The 13,446-nt window shown below is 57.3% G+C and carries 16 protein-coding genes and 4 tRNA genes; 11 read left to right on the top strand and 9 right to left on the bottom strand.

Translation table 11 applies throughout. The annotated features are described in order from the left end of the window. Positions 1–164: 164 nt before the first annotated feature. The 6 genes from B5G34_RS17750 (at position 165) to B5G34_RS17725 (ending at position 4,457) form a co-directional block, all read left to right on the top strand. Positions 165–1,232: a PLP-dependent aminotransferase family protein gene (locus B5G34_RS17750; RefSeq protein WP_162609528.1), complete on the top strand. Its 1,068-nt coding sequence runs from the start codon at positions 165–167 to the stop codon at positions 1,230–1,232. A gap of 68 nt (positions 1,233–1,300) precedes the next feature. Next, entirely contained in the window at positions 1,301–1,528 is a 228-nt protein-coding gene (locus B5G34_RS17745; RefSeq protein ID WP_087340555.1) for a hypothetical protein, read from the top strand. A 99-nt stretch (positions 1,529–1,627) separates the two neighbouring features. After that, the gene (locus B5G34_RS17740; RefSeq protein ID WP_087340552.1) at positions 1,628–2,209 is read left to right on the top strand and encodes a hydrolase; all 582 of its coding nucleotides are present in this window, start codon (positions 1,628–1,630) and stop codon (positions 2,207–2,209) included. Between the two features lie 129 nt (positions 2,210–2,338). Then, a complete protein-coding gene (locus B5G34_RS17735; protein WP_087340550.1) occupies positions 2,339–3,307 on the top strand; it encodes a hypothetical protein in 969 nt (322 codons plus the stop codon). 9 nt (positions 3,308–3,316) lie between these two features. Beyond that, positions 3,317–3,559: a helix-turn-helix transcriptional regulator gene (locus tag B5G34_RS17730; RefSeq protein WP_087340548.1), complete on the top strand. Its 243-nt coding sequence runs from the start codon at positions 3,317–3,319 to the stop codon at positions 3,557–3,559. Beyond that, positions 3,537–4,457 carry a hypothetical protein gene (locus B5G34_RS17725; protein ID WP_087340546.1) on the top strand — a complete coding sequence of 307 codons (921 nt, stop codon included), beginning with the start codon at positions 3,537–3,539 and terminating at the stop codon, positions 4,455–4,457. Before B5G34_RS17730 ends, B5G34_RS17725 begins: the two co-directional genes overlap by 23 nt. 39 nt (positions 4,458–4,496) lie before the next feature. Here the strand turns inward: B5G34_RS17725 and B5G34_RS17720 are convergent. From B5G34_RS17720 to B5G34_RS17710, 3 genes are all read right to left on the bottom strand, one after another. Next, a tRNA-Ser gene (locus tag B5G34_RS17720) sits at positions 4,497–4,587 on the bottom strand. A gap of 30 nt (positions 4,588–4,617) precedes the next feature. Beyond that, a tRNA-Ser gene (locus tag B5G34_RS17715) sits at positions 4,618–4,705 on the bottom strand. Between the two features lie 135 nt (positions 4,706–4,840). Further along, positions 4,841–5,656, bottom strand: coding sequence for a cell wall hydrolase (locus B5G34_RS17710; RefSeq protein WP_087340544.1), 816 nt, complete (start codon positions 5,654–5,656; stop codon positions 4,841–4,843). 473 nt (positions 5,657–6,129) lie between these two features. On the opposite strand from B5G34_RS17710, the gene B5G34_RS17705 reads away from it, so the two are divergent. Next, positions 6,130–6,221: transfer RNA gene (locus B5G34_RS17705), tRNA-Ser, on the top strand. Positions 6,222–6,336: 115 nt separating this feature from the next. Here the strand turns inward: B5G34_RS17705 and amrS are convergent. The 6 genes from amrS to trmB all read right to left on the bottom strand — a co-directional run bounded on the left by amrS (position 6,337) and on the right by trmB (position 10,940). Further along, positions 6,337–7,161: an AmmeMemoRadiSam system radical SAM enzyme gene (gene amrS / locus B5G34_RS17700; RefSeq protein ID WP_087340540.1), complete on the bottom strand. Its 825-nt coding sequence runs from the start codon at positions 7,159–7,161 to the stop codon at positions 6,337–6,339. Next, the gene (amrA, locus tag B5G34_RS17695) at positions 7,158–8,546 is read right to left on the bottom strand and encodes an AmmeMemoRadiSam system protein A (RefSeq protein ID WP_087340538.1); all 1,389 of its coding nucleotides are present in this window, start codon (positions 8,544–8,546) and stop codon (positions 7,158–7,160) included. The genes amrS and amrA overlap by 4 nt, the downstream gene beginning before the upstream one ends. 25 nt (positions 8,547–8,571) lie before the next feature. Next, positions 8,572–8,844 (bottom strand): hypothetical protein, encoded by a 273-nt coding sequence (locus B5G34_RS19330; RefSeq protein ID WP_242957118.1) that lies wholly within the window; start codon positions 8,842–8,844, stop codon positions 8,572–8,574. Then, a complete protein-coding gene (locus B5G34_RS17690; protein WP_343286583.1) occupies positions 8,829–9,638 on the bottom strand; it encodes an FUSC family protein in 810 nt (269 codons plus the stop codon). The genes B5G34_RS19330 and B5G34_RS17690 overlap by 16 nt, the downstream gene beginning before the upstream one ends. Continuing rightward, positions 9,625–10,071 (bottom strand): helix-turn-helix domain-containing protein, encoded by a 447-nt coding sequence (locus tag B5G34_RS17685; protein WP_087340536.1) that lies wholly within the window; start codon positions 10,069–10,071, stop codon positions 9,625–9,627. Before B5G34_RS17685 ends, B5G34_RS17690 begins: the two co-directional genes overlap by 14 nt. A gap of 209 nt (positions 10,072–10,280) precedes the next feature. Next, a complete protein-coding gene (gene trmB, locus B5G34_RS17680) occupies positions 10,281–10,940 on the bottom strand; it encodes a tRNA (guanosine(46)-N7)-methyltransferase TrmB (RefSeq protein ID WP_087340534.1) in 660 nt (219 codons plus the stop codon). A gap of 363 nt (positions 10,941–11,303) precedes the next feature. Here trmB and B5G34_RS17675 point away from each other — a divergent pair. The 4 genes from B5G34_RS17675 (at position 11,304) to B5G34_RS18585 (ending at position 13,342) form a co-directional block, all read left to right on the top strand. Further along, positions 11,304–11,379: transfer RNA gene (locus B5G34_RS17675), tRNA-Pro, on the top strand. A gap of 211 nt (positions 11,380–11,590) precedes the next feature. Further along, on the top strand, positions 11,591–12,226 hold the full coding sequence (locus tag B5G34_RS17670) for a recombinase family protein (protein ID WP_087340532.1): 636 nt from the start codon (positions 11,591–11,593) through the stop codon (positions 12,224–12,226). Between the two features lie 71 nt (positions 12,227–12,297). Then, positions 12,298–12,891: a KilA-N domain-containing protein gene (locus tag B5G34_RS17665; protein ID WP_087340530.1), complete on the top strand. Its 594-nt coding sequence runs from the start codon at positions 12,298–12,300 to the stop codon at positions 12,889–12,891. A gap of 175 nt (positions 12,892–13,066) precedes the next feature. Further along, positions 13,067–13,342 (top strand): hypothetical protein, encoded by a 276-nt coding sequence (locus B5G34_RS18585; RefSeq protein ID WP_140397295.1) that lies wholly within the window; start codon positions 13,067–13,069, stop codon positions 13,340–13,342. Positions 13,343–13,446: the final 104 nt, after the last annotated feature.

Raw genomic sequence — 13,446 nt, 5'->3', positions numbered from 1 at the left:
CTGGGCAGCTGCGGCGTCTCGGTGGAGCCCATCCCCCTGGACAGCCAGGGTCTGGTGGTGGACGCCCTGGACGAGCACAAGGTCCAGGTGGTCCATGTCACTCCCTCCCCCCAACCGAGGAGACCGCCCGGCCCGTCTTCCGCTACAACTTCTCCACCAGCGCGGTGGATACTGCCCTTTTCCCCTTCGCCACCTGGGCCAAGCTGATGCGGGAGGTACTCTCCCAGCAGGAGGATACCCTGCTCAACACCCCCCACCCCCAGGGAGTGCCCGAGCTGCGGGAGGCCATTGCCGCCCACCTGTACCGCTTCCGGGGCATCCGGGCTGATCCGGCCCAGATCATCGTGGGCGCCGGATCGGAGGTACTCACCAACCTGCTGGTCCAGCTGCTGGGCCGGGAGGGCCGCTACGGGGTGGAAAATCCCGGCTACACCAAGACCCACCGTATCCTGGGCAGCTGCGGCGTCTCGGTGGAGCCCATCCCCCTGGACAGCCAGGGTCTGGTGGTGGACGCCCTGGACGAGCACAAGGTCCAGGTGGTCCATGTCACTCCCTCCCACCACTTCCCCCTGGGCATCATCATGCCGGTGACCCGGCGGCAGGCCCTGCTGCGCTGGGCCGCCCAGAAGCCGGGGCGTTACATCCTGGAGGACGACTACGACAGTGAGTTCCGCTTCTCCGGCCGCCCCATTCCCGCCCTGCAAAGCCTGGACAGCATGGAGCGGGTCATCTACCTCAACACCTTCGCCAAGAGCCTGGCTCCCTCCCTGCGTATCAGCTACATGGTGCTGCCCCCCCACCTGCTGGAGCGGTGGCGGAAGGAGTTCTGGTTCTACTCCTCCACCGTTCCCTCCTTTGAGCAGTACGCCCTGGCCCGCTTCATGGACCGGGGTCACTTCGAGCGGCACCTGAACCGCACCCGCACCCGATACAAGGCCCGGCGGGAGGCCCTGCTGGCCGCCGCCCGGGATACCGGCCTCACCCAGGTGGGCTCCTTTGCAGGAGGCGACGCCGGTCTTCACCTGCTGCTGTGGATGGACAAGCGGTCGAACGAGGGGAAGCTGGCCGCACGGGCGGCGGAGGTGGGCGTGGGGGTCTCTCCCCTCTCCATCTGCGACCTGACCCCGCCTCCTGCCGACCGCCCCCCGGCCCTCATCTGGGGCTACACACGGGTGGCCGCCGAGGATATGGCCCCCGCCCTGGCTCTGTTGAAATCGGCATGGAATTTTTAAAGGCATTTCCAGACCTTTTCTGGTGTAGCGGCTCATCCAATCCGGCATACTAGGTGCGGGGTGATTGTATGCGCCAACCGTACACCGATCTCTATGTGCTGTTCCGCCATGACTCACGGGCGCAGGAATATTTTGACCACCTGCCCGCCCACGTTCAGGACCGCATCAGCGCTCAGTACCGCCAGATCGACTCCCTGGACCGGCTGGAGCACTTTGCCGCCCGGTACCATGCCCCCCTCTTTCCGCTGGAGGGCATCGGGGGGCAGACCTTTCTGCCTCCGCCGGTACAGCCGTGAACCGGAAAGCCCGCCGTACCCAATCAGGTCCGGCGGGCTTTGCATTGCCTACACTTCTGTGCTATAATGCAGCAAAGCAGAAAAAGGAGGCTGTCCGCTATGGAACTGACCCACGCGCAGGCATTGGACCTGCTGAAGGAATACAACAAGGAGCCCTTCCACCTCCGCCACGCCTTCACGGTGGAGGCCGTCATGGGCTGGTTTGCCCGCCAGCTGGGCTATGAGAATAAGGCCGATTTCTGGGCCACCGCCGGCCTGCTCCACGACCTGGACTTTGAGCAGTACCCCGACGAGCACTGCGTCAAGGTGCGGGAGATCATGGAGGAAAAGGGCCTTGACCCCGCCCTCATCCACGCGGTGGTGAGCCACGGCTGGGGCATGACCGAGGGCAACGTGGAGCCGGAGCACCAGATGGAGAAGGTCCTCTTCGCTGTGGACGAGCTCACCGGCCTCATCGGCGCCGCCGCCCTGATGCGTCCCTCCAAGAGCGTACAGGACATGGAGCTGTCCAGCCTGAAGAAGAAGTACAAGGACAAGCGCTTTGCCGCCGGCTGCTCCCGGGAGACCATCGCCCAGGGCGCCCAGATGCTGGGCTGGGAGCTCAACGACCTGCTGGAGCGCACCCTCCAGGCCATGAAGGACTGCGAGGCCGACATCGAAGCCCAGTGCGCCGGGCTGTGACCCAGGAAACCAAGAAACTCCGCAGCATGCTGCGGAGTTTCTTTTTACCTCAAAAATTATTGACAAACAATAATTTATCTGATATGCTCAAGACGAACTTAAATAAAACAATAATTCGAGGTGAGGGACATGACACGCAAGCACATTGTGATCCTGCTGTGTGCCGCTCTGGCGGGAGCCCTGCTGGGGCTGGCTATACAGGCTGCCGACCCTAGCGGTCTGACGGACCTGCTGTCCGCGCCGGGCCAGGGGCTGCGTGCGCTTTCCCTGGCCGGTCCCTGGGGCAACCTGGGGGCCTGGGCCATCACCCTGGCAATCGTCCTTCTGCCTCTTTTGCTTCTGGTACTGCCAAGAGGCCGGGGACCTCTGGTGTGGGAGGACTGGCTGCTCCCCCTCACCGGCGCGGTAGGGTTCTGCATGGTGTTTTTCTCCGTCAATCCCACCCTGCTCCCCCTGGTCCTGCCCCAGACCTGGCCCTTTGCCTCCCTGTGCGTCTACTGCTCTCTGCCGGTGGCCTGGCTGGTCCTGCGGGTGCTGCGCCGCCTGGAGAGACAGGAGACCGGGCAGCTGGCCGGAGTGCTCCGCGTCCTGCTGTGGGCCTGCGCCCTGCTGGCGGCCTTTGGCACCGCCTTCAGCCGCATCGGCGGGTTTGCCGGTCAGGCTGCTCAGGCCCTGTCCGGCGCCTCCGGCACAGAGTTCTTCCCCATGGTGGACAGCATGACGGATGCCGTGATCGGCGGGTTGATCCTCCAATTTATTCTGCTCATTCCATCTCTGGCGGCCGATCTATTTACCGCCTTTCTGCTGGCTCAGGCCGCCTTGCTTACCGCCGTGCTGAAAGAGGGGCTGTTCAGCGGGGAGTCCGTGGAGCGATGCAGCATCACCGCAGACTTTTGCCGCCAGACGGTGGTATGGTCCGCCCTGCTCACCCTTCTGCGCAATCTGCTCCAACTTCTCTTCCTCCCCTGGCTGCTTCAATCCCAATTCCGGGTGTATATCCCCCTGTCCTCCCTGGTGCTGGCCGCTGCTCTCTATCTGCTGTGCCGCTGCCTCCAGCAGGGAAAGGCGCTCCAGGAGGATAACCAGTCCATCATCTGAGGTGCCGCCATGGCCATTACTGTACATTTAAGCGAAATTCTGAAAGACCGCCATATGACCGCCAAGGAACTGTGCGCCAAGGTTGGCATCACCGAGGCCAACCTGTCCATCCTGCGCTCCGGCAAGGCCAACGGCGTGCGCTTCCACACCATCAACAAAATCTGCTACTACCTCAACTGCGACGTGGGAGATATCCTGCGCTTCGACGGACGATTGGAGGATGAGGATGATGACAGCAAAGAGACGCCCTGACCGCCGGCTCCTGATCCCCGTTCTGGGGATCGCCGTTGTCCTGCTGCTGGTGCTGCTCCGGCCGGTCAGCCTGGCCCGGCCGGAGGCCCAGAGTCCTACCCAGGACCGCTGGGTAGGCTATTATATGGTCTACCGGTCCTTAACAGAAAATAGCTTTGCCCAGGAATGGGAGACCTATGGAGACCTCAAAATCCTGAATGCCAAGCTTCAGAGCGACGGCAGATACTCCTTCACCGATCTGGAAGGGCAGGCTCTGTTCTTTGACTTCCTCCCCCCTACCGATCCTGATGACCCCTATTCCGCTACCGTCGCCGTCCAAAGCGATGTGGCTCACATGGCCCACAATATGCATATCACCGATAACGGCAACACCGAAACTCTCTCCGGCACCCTGTATTTTGGCGCCCCCGCCACTCCGGCGCTGGGCCAGCAGGATTACATTTGGACAGCCTGCCAGGTCTACCAGCGGGAAGACGGCTCCCTCTATCTGACCCGGGGACAGTCCTACGGCGGCGGCGGCTTTATCCTCAAGCAAGAAACCAAATATACCTCCACCCTCAACGGTGCCACGACGAAAGATACTCTCTCTGTTGAACTGCGTATGGAGATGATCCCCCGCACAATGTCCTGCACCTTCTTCCAGCTGGATGAGAACGGGGCTCTTCTGGACCAGACTACGCTGACCGAGGCCGAGGCCCTGGCCCTCACCGACGGCAGCTGCCAGCTCCCTCTGGCGGAGGGCACAGCCTGCATCCTGATCCGTCAGGATGAGGAGCAGGACGGCACGACCTATACCACCCTTACCCCCCAGGCCGACGGCAGCTTTACCGGAGAACTCTGGTTCCTGGACCAGCGCGGGATCGGCGTTCCTGTCTCTGTTCAAACCAGTTCTGAATGAATAAAAAACAAGCCGCAAGCGAAATTGCTTGCGGCTTGTTGGCGCAGAAGGAGGGATTTGAACCCTCGCGACGGTTTCCCGCCCTACTCCCTTAGCAGGGGAGCCCCTTCGGCCACTTGGGTACTTCTGCGTGCCGAATGAATTTGACATATGAAAAGTGTGGCGGAGAGAGTGGGATTCGAACCCACGGATGCTTCCACATCGCCGGTTTTCAAGACCGGTTCCTTCAACCACTCGGACATCTCTCCACGTCCTGTCCAGGTCAAATGCAAAAAAGATTATACTATAGGCCGTCGTCCTTGTCAATGTTTTTTTGAAATTTTCTTTTCCACGATGACTGCATAAATAATCCCCGCCGCGCAGATACGCGGCGGGGATTCTGGTTACGCAAAGAAGGCGTGGGCGCCGATGGTGGCTACATAGGTGCAGTTGCGGTTGAACCAGCTGCTGGAAGAGATGGAGGGGTTGATGAAGTACAGGGCGTTGCCTGCAGTGTTGACACCCTCCATAGCCAGCTTGGCAGCAATCACGCAGTCAGCGGGGGGCGTCCGCTGGATCCGACCGTTGGAGGCCGGAGTGAACTGATTGCGCTGGAAGATCACGCTGTACACGGTGTTGGGGAACTGAGGACTGGCCACGCGGTTGAGCACCACGTTGCCCACGGCGATCTTGCCCTCCATGGACTGGTTGCCGCTCTCGCAATAGATGATGCGGGAGAGCCAGTACAGATCCTCCTGATCATAGAAGCTGTCACCGGAAGCGATGGGACCGCTGCCGGAGGTGATGGCAATCACGCTGTCATCGCCGTTCCAGGTGACCTGGGCGCCCAGCGCCTGGCACAGGGTCCGCACCGGCACCATGACCGTGCCGTTCTCCAGCTTCACGCCGTCGGCCACATACAGGTAGCGGCCGTTGGCCACAATATACTTGGCTCCAGGCTTCATTTCCAGCTTCAGGCCGGTGGCGGTCACTTCCGCCTGGCCGTTGTTCCATACGGCGACAGCCTCGGGATAGAGGGCCTGCACGATGGGCCAATAAGACACGTACGTCGTTCCATTCTCTACTTTGCTGGCAAACTCAGTCACCAGAGACGTACCGTTTACTTCAAAGCTGACGCCGCTCTCAGCAGCGTACGCAGGGCCGGTCAGAGACACACAAAGGACCAGGCTCGCGAGCGCGCAAAGGGCTCGTTTTTTCATTGTTAGGAATCCTCCTGTTACAGACTGTTACTTGTTGGTCACTGTTTTGTAACCGTATTGTAACCTCTTTGCATTCAAAAAGTCAATAGGAAATTTTGCATGATTTTCTGAATCCCTTGTGCCCCAATGGTTTCAGACTTAAAATATTTTTTGTTGTCGCAACTTTTTTGCCGTTTTTGTCGACATAACTGGATACAAATAATAACAAAAAGAAACAAGAGCTGTGCCCCTCTTCCCTCCTTTTTACTCCTTCGGGGCGTTTCTTCCTGCTCCTGCTTCCCGTTGCCACCGGCCCATCCGGTTAACCTTATTATATTAGTTATGTAGCCCTGTTTCCCCGCTTCCCGCCGCTTTCCATGGTCTGCTAAAATTTTTTGACTTTTTTCGTTTTACCTCTTGACGTAGGCAAAAAACCTGCTATAATATAATCCGTTGCTCGTCCCAAGCGAGCGATGCAGTAGAGCACTCACCATGGAGAGATGGCTGAGTTGGTCGAAGGCGCACGATTGGAAATCGTGTAGGCGTTAATAGCGTCTCGAGGGTTCGAATCCCTCTCTCTCCGCCAAAACGGAGCAAGCGTTACGCTTGCTCCGTTTTTCTTTTCTCAAAATGCGGGATACTGTTCGTCTCCATCCGAACAGTATCCCGCGTTCCATTCTAATATAAAATAGGTATCCCCCTCAGCAATTTCCCGTATACACATACCTCAGATGCGCCTGTGCGATGCGGGCCAGACGATAGACCGTTTCCACCGGCGTGGCCGGCCGGTCGGTCATACGGCGGCGGGGGAAAAAGCGGGAGACATGCAGCGGAATGTCGGGGCCGACTGAGGCTAGCCAGCGGGCCAACGCCTCCATCTCCTCCTCCCCATCATTTCCGCCCGGTACGATCAAGGAGGTCACCTCCACATGGCAAGTACTGGCGGCCAGCACGATGGCCCGCTTGACAGCCTCCAGGTCCCCGCCCAGGGTCCGATACCAGCCCTCACAAAAGCCTTTCAGGTCGATGTTTACCGCATCTATCAGCGGCAGCAGCTCCTTCCAAGGTTCCGCCCCTATCGTTCCATTGGTCACCAGCACATTATACATACCTGCCCGACGGACCAGGGCGGCGCAGTCCCGCACATATTCGTAGCCCACCAGGGGTTCATTGTAGGTGTAAGCTACACCGATGTTGCCCCGGCTCCTCAGCCGGACCGCCTCCTCCGCCAGCAGTTCAGGGGACCAGAACTGCGTAGCGCTCTCCTCCCCCGCCCCGGCGATCCCGGCGTTTTGGCAGAAGGGGCAATCCAGATTGCAGCCGAAGCTGCCCACCGACAGCACCATACTGCCGGGATGGAACCGGCGCAGAGGCTTCTTCTCAATGGGGTCCAGGGCCAGCGCCGTCAGTCTGCCGTAGTTGAGGGGAACCACCTGCCCGCCCCGGTTGCCTCTGGCCCGGCACAGGCCGGTCTGTCCCTCCTCCAGCCTGCAGCAATGAAAGCAGAGTTCACATTTGACGCTCACAGATGACGCACCACCTTGAACCGCTGGATCCGGCAGGGCTCTTCCGGGCGGATGCCCCCCTTCTGCCGGGCAATGTCCAGCTGCTGCTCCACCGTATCCACCCCCTCCAGGTCGGGCAGCAGCAGCCCCCGCCGCTGCCCGCAGCTGACAATGACACCGTACTGTCTGGGGTCCAGCATAGCGGGAGAATTCACCGTCTCCGGCTGGCCCAGTACGTCTACGCTGTATTCCAGCTGATCCAGCTCACAGGCCCCTACCGCCGGGAAGCGGGGATCACGGATACCCGCCGACACAGCATTCTGCACGATCTCCCGGGCCACATTTACCTGAGTGGGTGCAATGGTGCCGATGCAGCCCCGCAGACGGCCATCCACATGCAGGGATACAAAGGCCCCCGCAGCCTGCCCGGTCAGTTCCTCCGGCAGGTCATCAGGCAGGTCCTCCAACGGCCGGCCGGTACGCACATAGGTCTCCAGCGACAGGCGGGCCAGTCTCACCCAGGGATCTTCCTCGGCGCGGTGCTGATCCAGGCGTTCTCGCCTGGCTTTCTCACAGGCATCCGCAAAGCAGCGGGCGCAATCCTCCCCCGTCACCGGGAACAGGGCCACCGCGTAGCCCACGCCAAAGGTGCCCTCATGGCTCAGAAGCCGAGGCGCCACCGCCAATCCATCCAGCGCCCCCGCCATCATCTGAAAGGAGCGCAGGCCGCACTCCGCCGCCCGCTGGCAGAGAGACGGATCCATGGTAAGGAACTTTAAAAAATCCCCGGAGGCCATGGCCGCCGTCACCGCCTCGTCAAATACCGGACCCTCCGGTGCAAAACCGTAAGGGCCGTCCGGCTTCAGCTTGTGGGAGAGATCGCCGCTGGCCACAAACACCGCCCTCCGGCCCAGCCTTTCCACCGCCCGTGCCACACATCTGCCCAGACGGTAGTGGTCCAGCGGAGAGAATCCGGACAGCCCCATACGCACGATGGGACACCGGACTCCGGCCTTTCGCAGGAAATAGAGCGGGATCAGTACCCCATGGTCCAAGTCCGGGTCCCGCTGCCCCAGTGTTCCGGCCTCCAGGCCGTCGGCCCGGGCAAGCTCCACGATTTCATCCCGCAGAGACACGTTGTATGCTGCCTCCATCCGTACCTGGGGCGCACCGAAGGCAGACATGGAACCCGCCGCACCCCCACCCGGTGCCAGGTGGAAGTAGTCCCCGTACAAAATGGTGTGGGGTGAGGCTACGATGAGCACGTCCGGATTCCATCGGGCCACCTCCGCGGCGGCGGTATCCATGGCCCGGCCGGTGGCACTGATTTCCCCCTCCCGGCCTTTCCCCACTTCCGGCAGCAGCACCGGCGGGTGGGGCATGAGAACGGCACCAAGCATCGGCATATGGATCACACCTTTCTGATCTGACTTAACTGTCAGCGTCTGCCGGCCGCAGCAGCCTCACCGCCGCCAGCCGGTGGAACAGCGCAGCAATCACCAAGCCGAATATCACACCCAGAAGGGTGTCCACGATGCGCAGGAGCACCGCGCCCTGAAGCCCATAGATCCCGGTGCCCAGCATCAGCGCTCCGAAGCAGTTCATGGCCGTTTTGTACCGGTAATCGGTACAAAAGCCCAGACACAGGCCGCCCAGCGGCCCCATCAACGGGTGGAAGGGCTCAGGCGTCACCAGATAGAGCAAAAAAAGGCGCAGGAGCCCGCCACCGCGCCCACCAGCCGCTGGCGGAACCGGGCGATGGTGCTGCCGGAGTACGGGTATTGGGACAGCAGCGAAGCACAGGCAAATCCCATCCACATAAACCGCTCCACACCAAACACCTGCCCGGCCGTCATCACCAGGCTCACGCCAAGGGCCATACGCAGCTGCCACAGGTGGACCGGCTGGGAAAGGTCAAACTTCCCCATCACATGATGAAAGCGTGTGGTTTTGTGCTGATGGCGGTGCTTGGCAAACAGGATGGCGCCGCAAATCAGATAGCCCACCAGCGCCATCAGTCCCCGGCGGATGAGAGACTCTCCCATCATCGGGTTGCCCGTCAGATAGATATAGGCAAAGCTGTACAGGCCGCCGTTGCCCATTTCCGGCCGCTGAGTGGTCATATAAAGCAGGGCAAAAAAGGCCGCGAAGTGCAGGGGGATCAGCAGCACCGGCGGAACCACCGCCGCTGCGCTGGGGACCAAAACCAGAATGGCCAGCACCGCCGCCAGCGCTACGAGAGAGTCGCCAATGCAGTATTCAAAATTGACAAACCGGATGCCCAGCATCATACAGAACAGTGCCACCGCCAGGGGGGTGTTGTCAGCGCCAAACACACCGGACAGCAGGCTGATAAACACAATGGCAAAGGCCACGATAAGCACGGAGCGCACAGCTATGGCGGTCCAGTAATATGCCTTCTCCTTCCCGGTATCACAAGCGGAGATTTTCCGCTTCAATACAGAGGGGTCCATTTGCAGCGCGTCATAGAATCTCATGGTCACGACTTTTTTCCTGTCCTTTCTCAATCTGTGCGGCCAGTCTGTCCGCATAATACATGAATGCCTCAAAATCTTCACTGGAGCCCCGCCAAAGGTCGTAGAAGGGCTGCAAAATGCGCTCATATCCCCGCTTCAACTCGGCCAGACCGGTTTCCGTCATAAACAACCGATAGCTTCGCTCATCTGTTGTCTGCCGTCGCTTTGTGATGCAGTTTTTCTCGGAAAGCGACTTCAGACAGCGGCTTACCGCCTCGATTTTCATACCGCTGCTCTGACTGAGCAGAACGGGGGTGTTTTGCTCAGGTTTCAGATACAGGTGTGCCAGCAGCTCACATTCACTGGCTGTCAGCATAGATTTGCCCACAGGGCTCAGGGAACGCATCACTTTCTGGATCTGCTGTTGGTAGTGCATCATATCGGTCCATTCCATGATAACTATAGTTTCCTCCAACTATTTAACTTCGTTAAGTATATTCCCAAACTTCTTGTGTGTCAATAGGTTCAGGTGTGCCTCATAACTCTGGAAATGGAACCAGATCATAAAAAGCCCCTACAGCATATCCATCCTTGTAGGAACAGATATTCTGCAGGGGCTTTCCTGTTGCGGCATAAAGCCTGTTCTTTACGAAAGCTGCAATCTTACAGTTCGCAAGAACCCGGCAAGGGTCCCACGGAGGCCACACACCGGTTGATGGGAGTACCCATATTGTGGAACTTTTCCTCATAGTCCGTCATAACGCCGCAGATACCGTTGGCGTGGAGATCTCTTGTGACCTGGGAGAGCTGAAAGCCAGCCTTGGGAAACTGGAACAGAGACCACTCAAACAGATCATGATTGTCTGTCTTGAAGTGGATCTTCCCTTTGCGGGAGAGCACCTGCCGGTAGCGCAGCAGGAAATCAGGATGGGTAAGCCGGCGTTTAGCGTGCCGGTTGCCCGGCCAGGGATCACAGAAATTGATGTAGACACGGTCCACTTCGCTGGGGGCGAAAATCTCTGTCAGATCGGCGGCATCACCGTCAATGAAAAAGACATTGTGCAGGTCCATGGCACATACCCGCTCCATGGCAATGACCATGGCGTCGGGGACCCGTTCCACCGCGATATAGAGGGCCTGGGGATTCTGCGCCGCAGTCTCAGCGGTAAAGCGGCCTTTGCCGCAACCCAGTTCCAGGAAAAGTTCCTTTGCCTGGGGCATCAGACTCTGCCAGTGGCCCCGCAGGGCCTTGGGATCGGAAATCAATACACGGGCACAGCGCTCCATCCGCGGCGCCAGATTGGGCTTTTTTCGCATTCGCATCAGTAACTTCACCTCGCAAGGAGCATCATATCATATTTAAATGGGCTCTTGCAATCCTTCCCAGCATATATTATAATAATGTTCACTGTGCAGGTATGGGTATGAGCAAATGCCCAGATCCTTTTCTGAGCACTCCTCCACTCAAGCTTGGTCTTGCCGGACTGCTCAACAGTTTTATAACCGGGTGCAGCGCAGTTGGTAGCGCGCTTGCTTTGGGAGCGTGAGGCCGGAGTTCGAGCCGCACTTTCTTAAAATCCCGGAAAGCTCTGGGACGCTAAGACTGACGGAGTTTTGCCCCTCGCCGGGAACTGGTCAAAAACCGGCGCTGACCCCATATTTGACCACAGTTGGAAAATTCCATATCCGGGTGTAGCGCAGTTGGTAGCGCGCTTGCTTTGGGAGCAAGATGCCGGGAGTTCGAGTCTCCCCACTCGGACCAGAAAAGAAACCTGTTTTTGATTTAGGTCAAAAGCAGGTTTCTTTCTATTTCAGGGGCGCTGTTTTTCCAGAAACAGTAAAATCAGAGGATTATATCAGGTTCTGTGGCCCTTTCACAAGTTTATAATCCACATATCCTTGACTTTTCTATGATGCCTTAGAGAAAACTTTCATATAAGTAACATTAAAAATCAGAGAGGAGCATCTTCGCCATGGGCGTCCCATACGGATATTATATCGCGCCAAATGGCCATGTGGCCATCGATCAGGAAAAAGCAAATATCGTGAGAATGATCTATCAGCAATACCTCTCCGGCATGAGCCTGGGCGGGATTGCTGATTTTCTGTTCAAGAGTAATATTCCATCCCCTAAAGGCAAGGATCGCTGGACACAGCCAGTTCTCAGCAATCTGCTTTCCAATCAGAAGTACATCGGCTACATCGTCGGCTTTGACGACTTCTTTTTGGTGCAGGGAGAGAAAAGCCGGCGGAGCAATATAGATGAGGATACCCATCAGAGAAAGGCCACCCGGTACAACTCGCAGAGTGTACTGAGCGGCCTTTTGGTTTGCGCGGAATGTGGCCATAATTACCGCCGTATTACCCGGCCATCCGGCGAGATCGTCTGGCGTTGTGCCAATCGGGTTGAACACGGAAAAAAGTTCTGTCAGCATTCGCCTTCCATATCGGAGGACAGGATCAAGGAAGTCCTTTGTGAGAAGTTGGGACTGAGTACATTTGACGGAGATGAGATCAAAAACAAGGTCGATGTTATTTTGGTTCAGTCTGATGGCAGTTTACAGATTGAGCTACAATGTGCGGAACATTTCGAGATGCTCTCGAATTAAGGCTATCCTTGCAGAGGGCTGTCTGGTATAATATCCCTATCAGCACTTTTACATGGAGAGGGGTGTTTGCCATGACAGACAGAGAAGCGCAAATCGAGGCGCTGTGGACTTATGAGATATCTACGGAAAAAGTTTTGCGGCGGGCGGTGAAAAAAGGATTCATCACCCAAGCAGAGGCAGATGAATTCTCTGAAAAGCTGTTTGAGCAGTTGGACACGCGGAAGATCCCTGGCTTTCTCCCCTCACCGCTGGGTGAGAAGATGCGGGCCGAGCAGGTCCATGTGAACCCCTATGTCTCCATGACGGAAATCGCAAAGGAGAAGAAATCCTCCAGTCCCGGCTATCTTATACAGAGCTGGATGAGGAGCAACACCACCATCGAATACTTGCGGATGTGGGAGAAGATCTACAACCCCAGATTTCAAGAGGTCGCCTGCGATGAGTTGATCCATACGGTCAAGACCACCGGCACTACACTGACACCGTCCCTGTGGATCAACACGACGCAGGCGATGGGGATGCAGACAAGCCGCGGCAAGGGCGGCGGGACGACAGCGCATCCAGAGATAGCAGAGATGTTCCGGGCATGGTTGTTTCCGGAGTTTATGCTGGATTTGGTGAGGTGCTATCGGATGGTTCAGCACAATAAAGTTGCTGAACCATAAGCAAATAAACTCCAGCTTATTGGGGGTAGTTAGGGAGTGGTTTTGTGGCAAAGAATGAAGCTATTGCCAAAGTAATCGCTGCTGATCCCTATTTGAAAGCGCGCGGGACGATTAGTAAAGCCAAACAACAAGAATAAGACTAAATAACAAGATTATTACAAAAAAGGAGTTTATAATGAGCAATCAAGAACTGCTTGAATATATTGGCCTTTTTCGAGAAAAAGCTGAACAAGGAAAATTGGTTATTTTCGTTGGTGCGGGAGTTTCTTGCAATGTCGAAGGAATGCCTGACTGGAATAGTTTGATTCAAAACATGGCAAAGGCAATTGGTTACTCAAAGTGCACTTCTTGCAGATATAAAAATGAAGCTTGTGAAAAAAACTGTTTGCTTAAGGATGATTATTCTGCTGATGAATTTTTAAAAATACCGCAATATGTATTTAATACGTAAGCGTAAAAACAGTCGGCGGCTTGTCAGGGTAAAATGGCTCTGCCAAACTATAAGAGTCTGAGGAAGTGCATGGTAGTACAAGGTAGTACCAGAGAGTATTCAAG

The sequence above is a fragment of the Flavonifractor sp. An82 genome, from assembly GCF_002159265.1.
GTDB lineage: Bacteria > Bacillota > Clostridia > Oscillospirales > Oscillospiraceae > Flavonifractor.
Note: the sequence above shows the minus strand (reverse complement) of the source record. Positions and strands in the feature narration are given on the sequence as shown.

What these genes read in the sequence shown, in the direction of transcription:
- B5G34_RS17690 (WP_343286583.1), bottom strand. Translation starts at nt 9,638, where the DNA reads ATGAGATTCTATGACGCGCTGCAAATGGACCCCTCTGTATTGAAGCGG.
- amrA (WP_087340538.1), bottom strand. Translation starts at nt 8,546, where the DNA reads ATGCCGATGCTTGGTGCCGTTCTCATGCCCCACCCGCCGGTGCTGCTG.
- B5G34_RS17735 (WP_087340550.1), top strand. Translation starts at nt 2,339, where the DNA reads ATGACACGCAAGCACATTGTGATCCTGCTGTGTGCCGCTCTGGCGGGA.
- B5G34_RS17740 (WP_087340552.1), top strand. Translation starts at nt 1,628, where the DNA reads ATGGAACTGACCCACGCGCAGGCATTGGACCTGCTGAAGGAATACAAC.
- B5G34_RS17670 (WP_087340532.1), top strand. Translation starts at nt 11,591, where the DNA reads ATGGGCGTCCCATACGGATATTATATCGCGCCAAATGGCCATGTGGCC.
- B5G34_RS17665 (WP_087340530.1), top strand. Translation starts at nt 12,298, where the DNA reads ATGACAGACAGAGAAGCGCAAATCGAGGCGCTGTGGACTTATGAGATA.
- B5G34_RS17710 (WP_087340544.1), bottom strand. Translation starts at nt 5,656, where the DNA reads ATGAAAAAACGAGCCCTTTGCGCGCTCGCGAGCCTGGTCCTTTGTGTG.
- B5G34_RS17730 (WP_087340548.1), top strand. Translation starts at nt 3,317, where the DNA reads ATGGCCATTACTGTACATTTAAGCGAAATTCTGAAAGACCGCCATATG.
- B5G34_RS18585 (WP_140397295.1), top strand. Translation starts at nt 13,067, where the DNA reads ATGAGCAATCAAGAACTGCTTGAATATATTGGCCTTTTTCGAGAAAAA.
- B5G34_RS17725 (WP_087340546.1), top strand. Translation starts at nt 3,537, where the DNA reads ATGACAGCAAAGAGACGCCCTGACCGCCGGCTCCTGATCCCCGTTCTG.
- trmB (WP_087340534.1), bottom strand. Translation starts at nt 10,940, where the DNA reads ATGCGAATGCGAAAAAAGCCCAATCTGGCGCCGCGGATGGAGCGCTGT.
- B5G34_RS17745 (WP_087340555.1), top strand. Translation starts at nt 1,301, where the DNA reads ATGCGCCAACCGTACACCGATCTCTATGTGCTGTTCCGCCATGACTCA.
- B5G34_RS17685 (WP_087340536.1), bottom strand. Translation starts at nt 10,071, where the DNA reads ATGGAATGGACCGATATGATGCACTACCAACAGCAGATCCAGAAAGTG.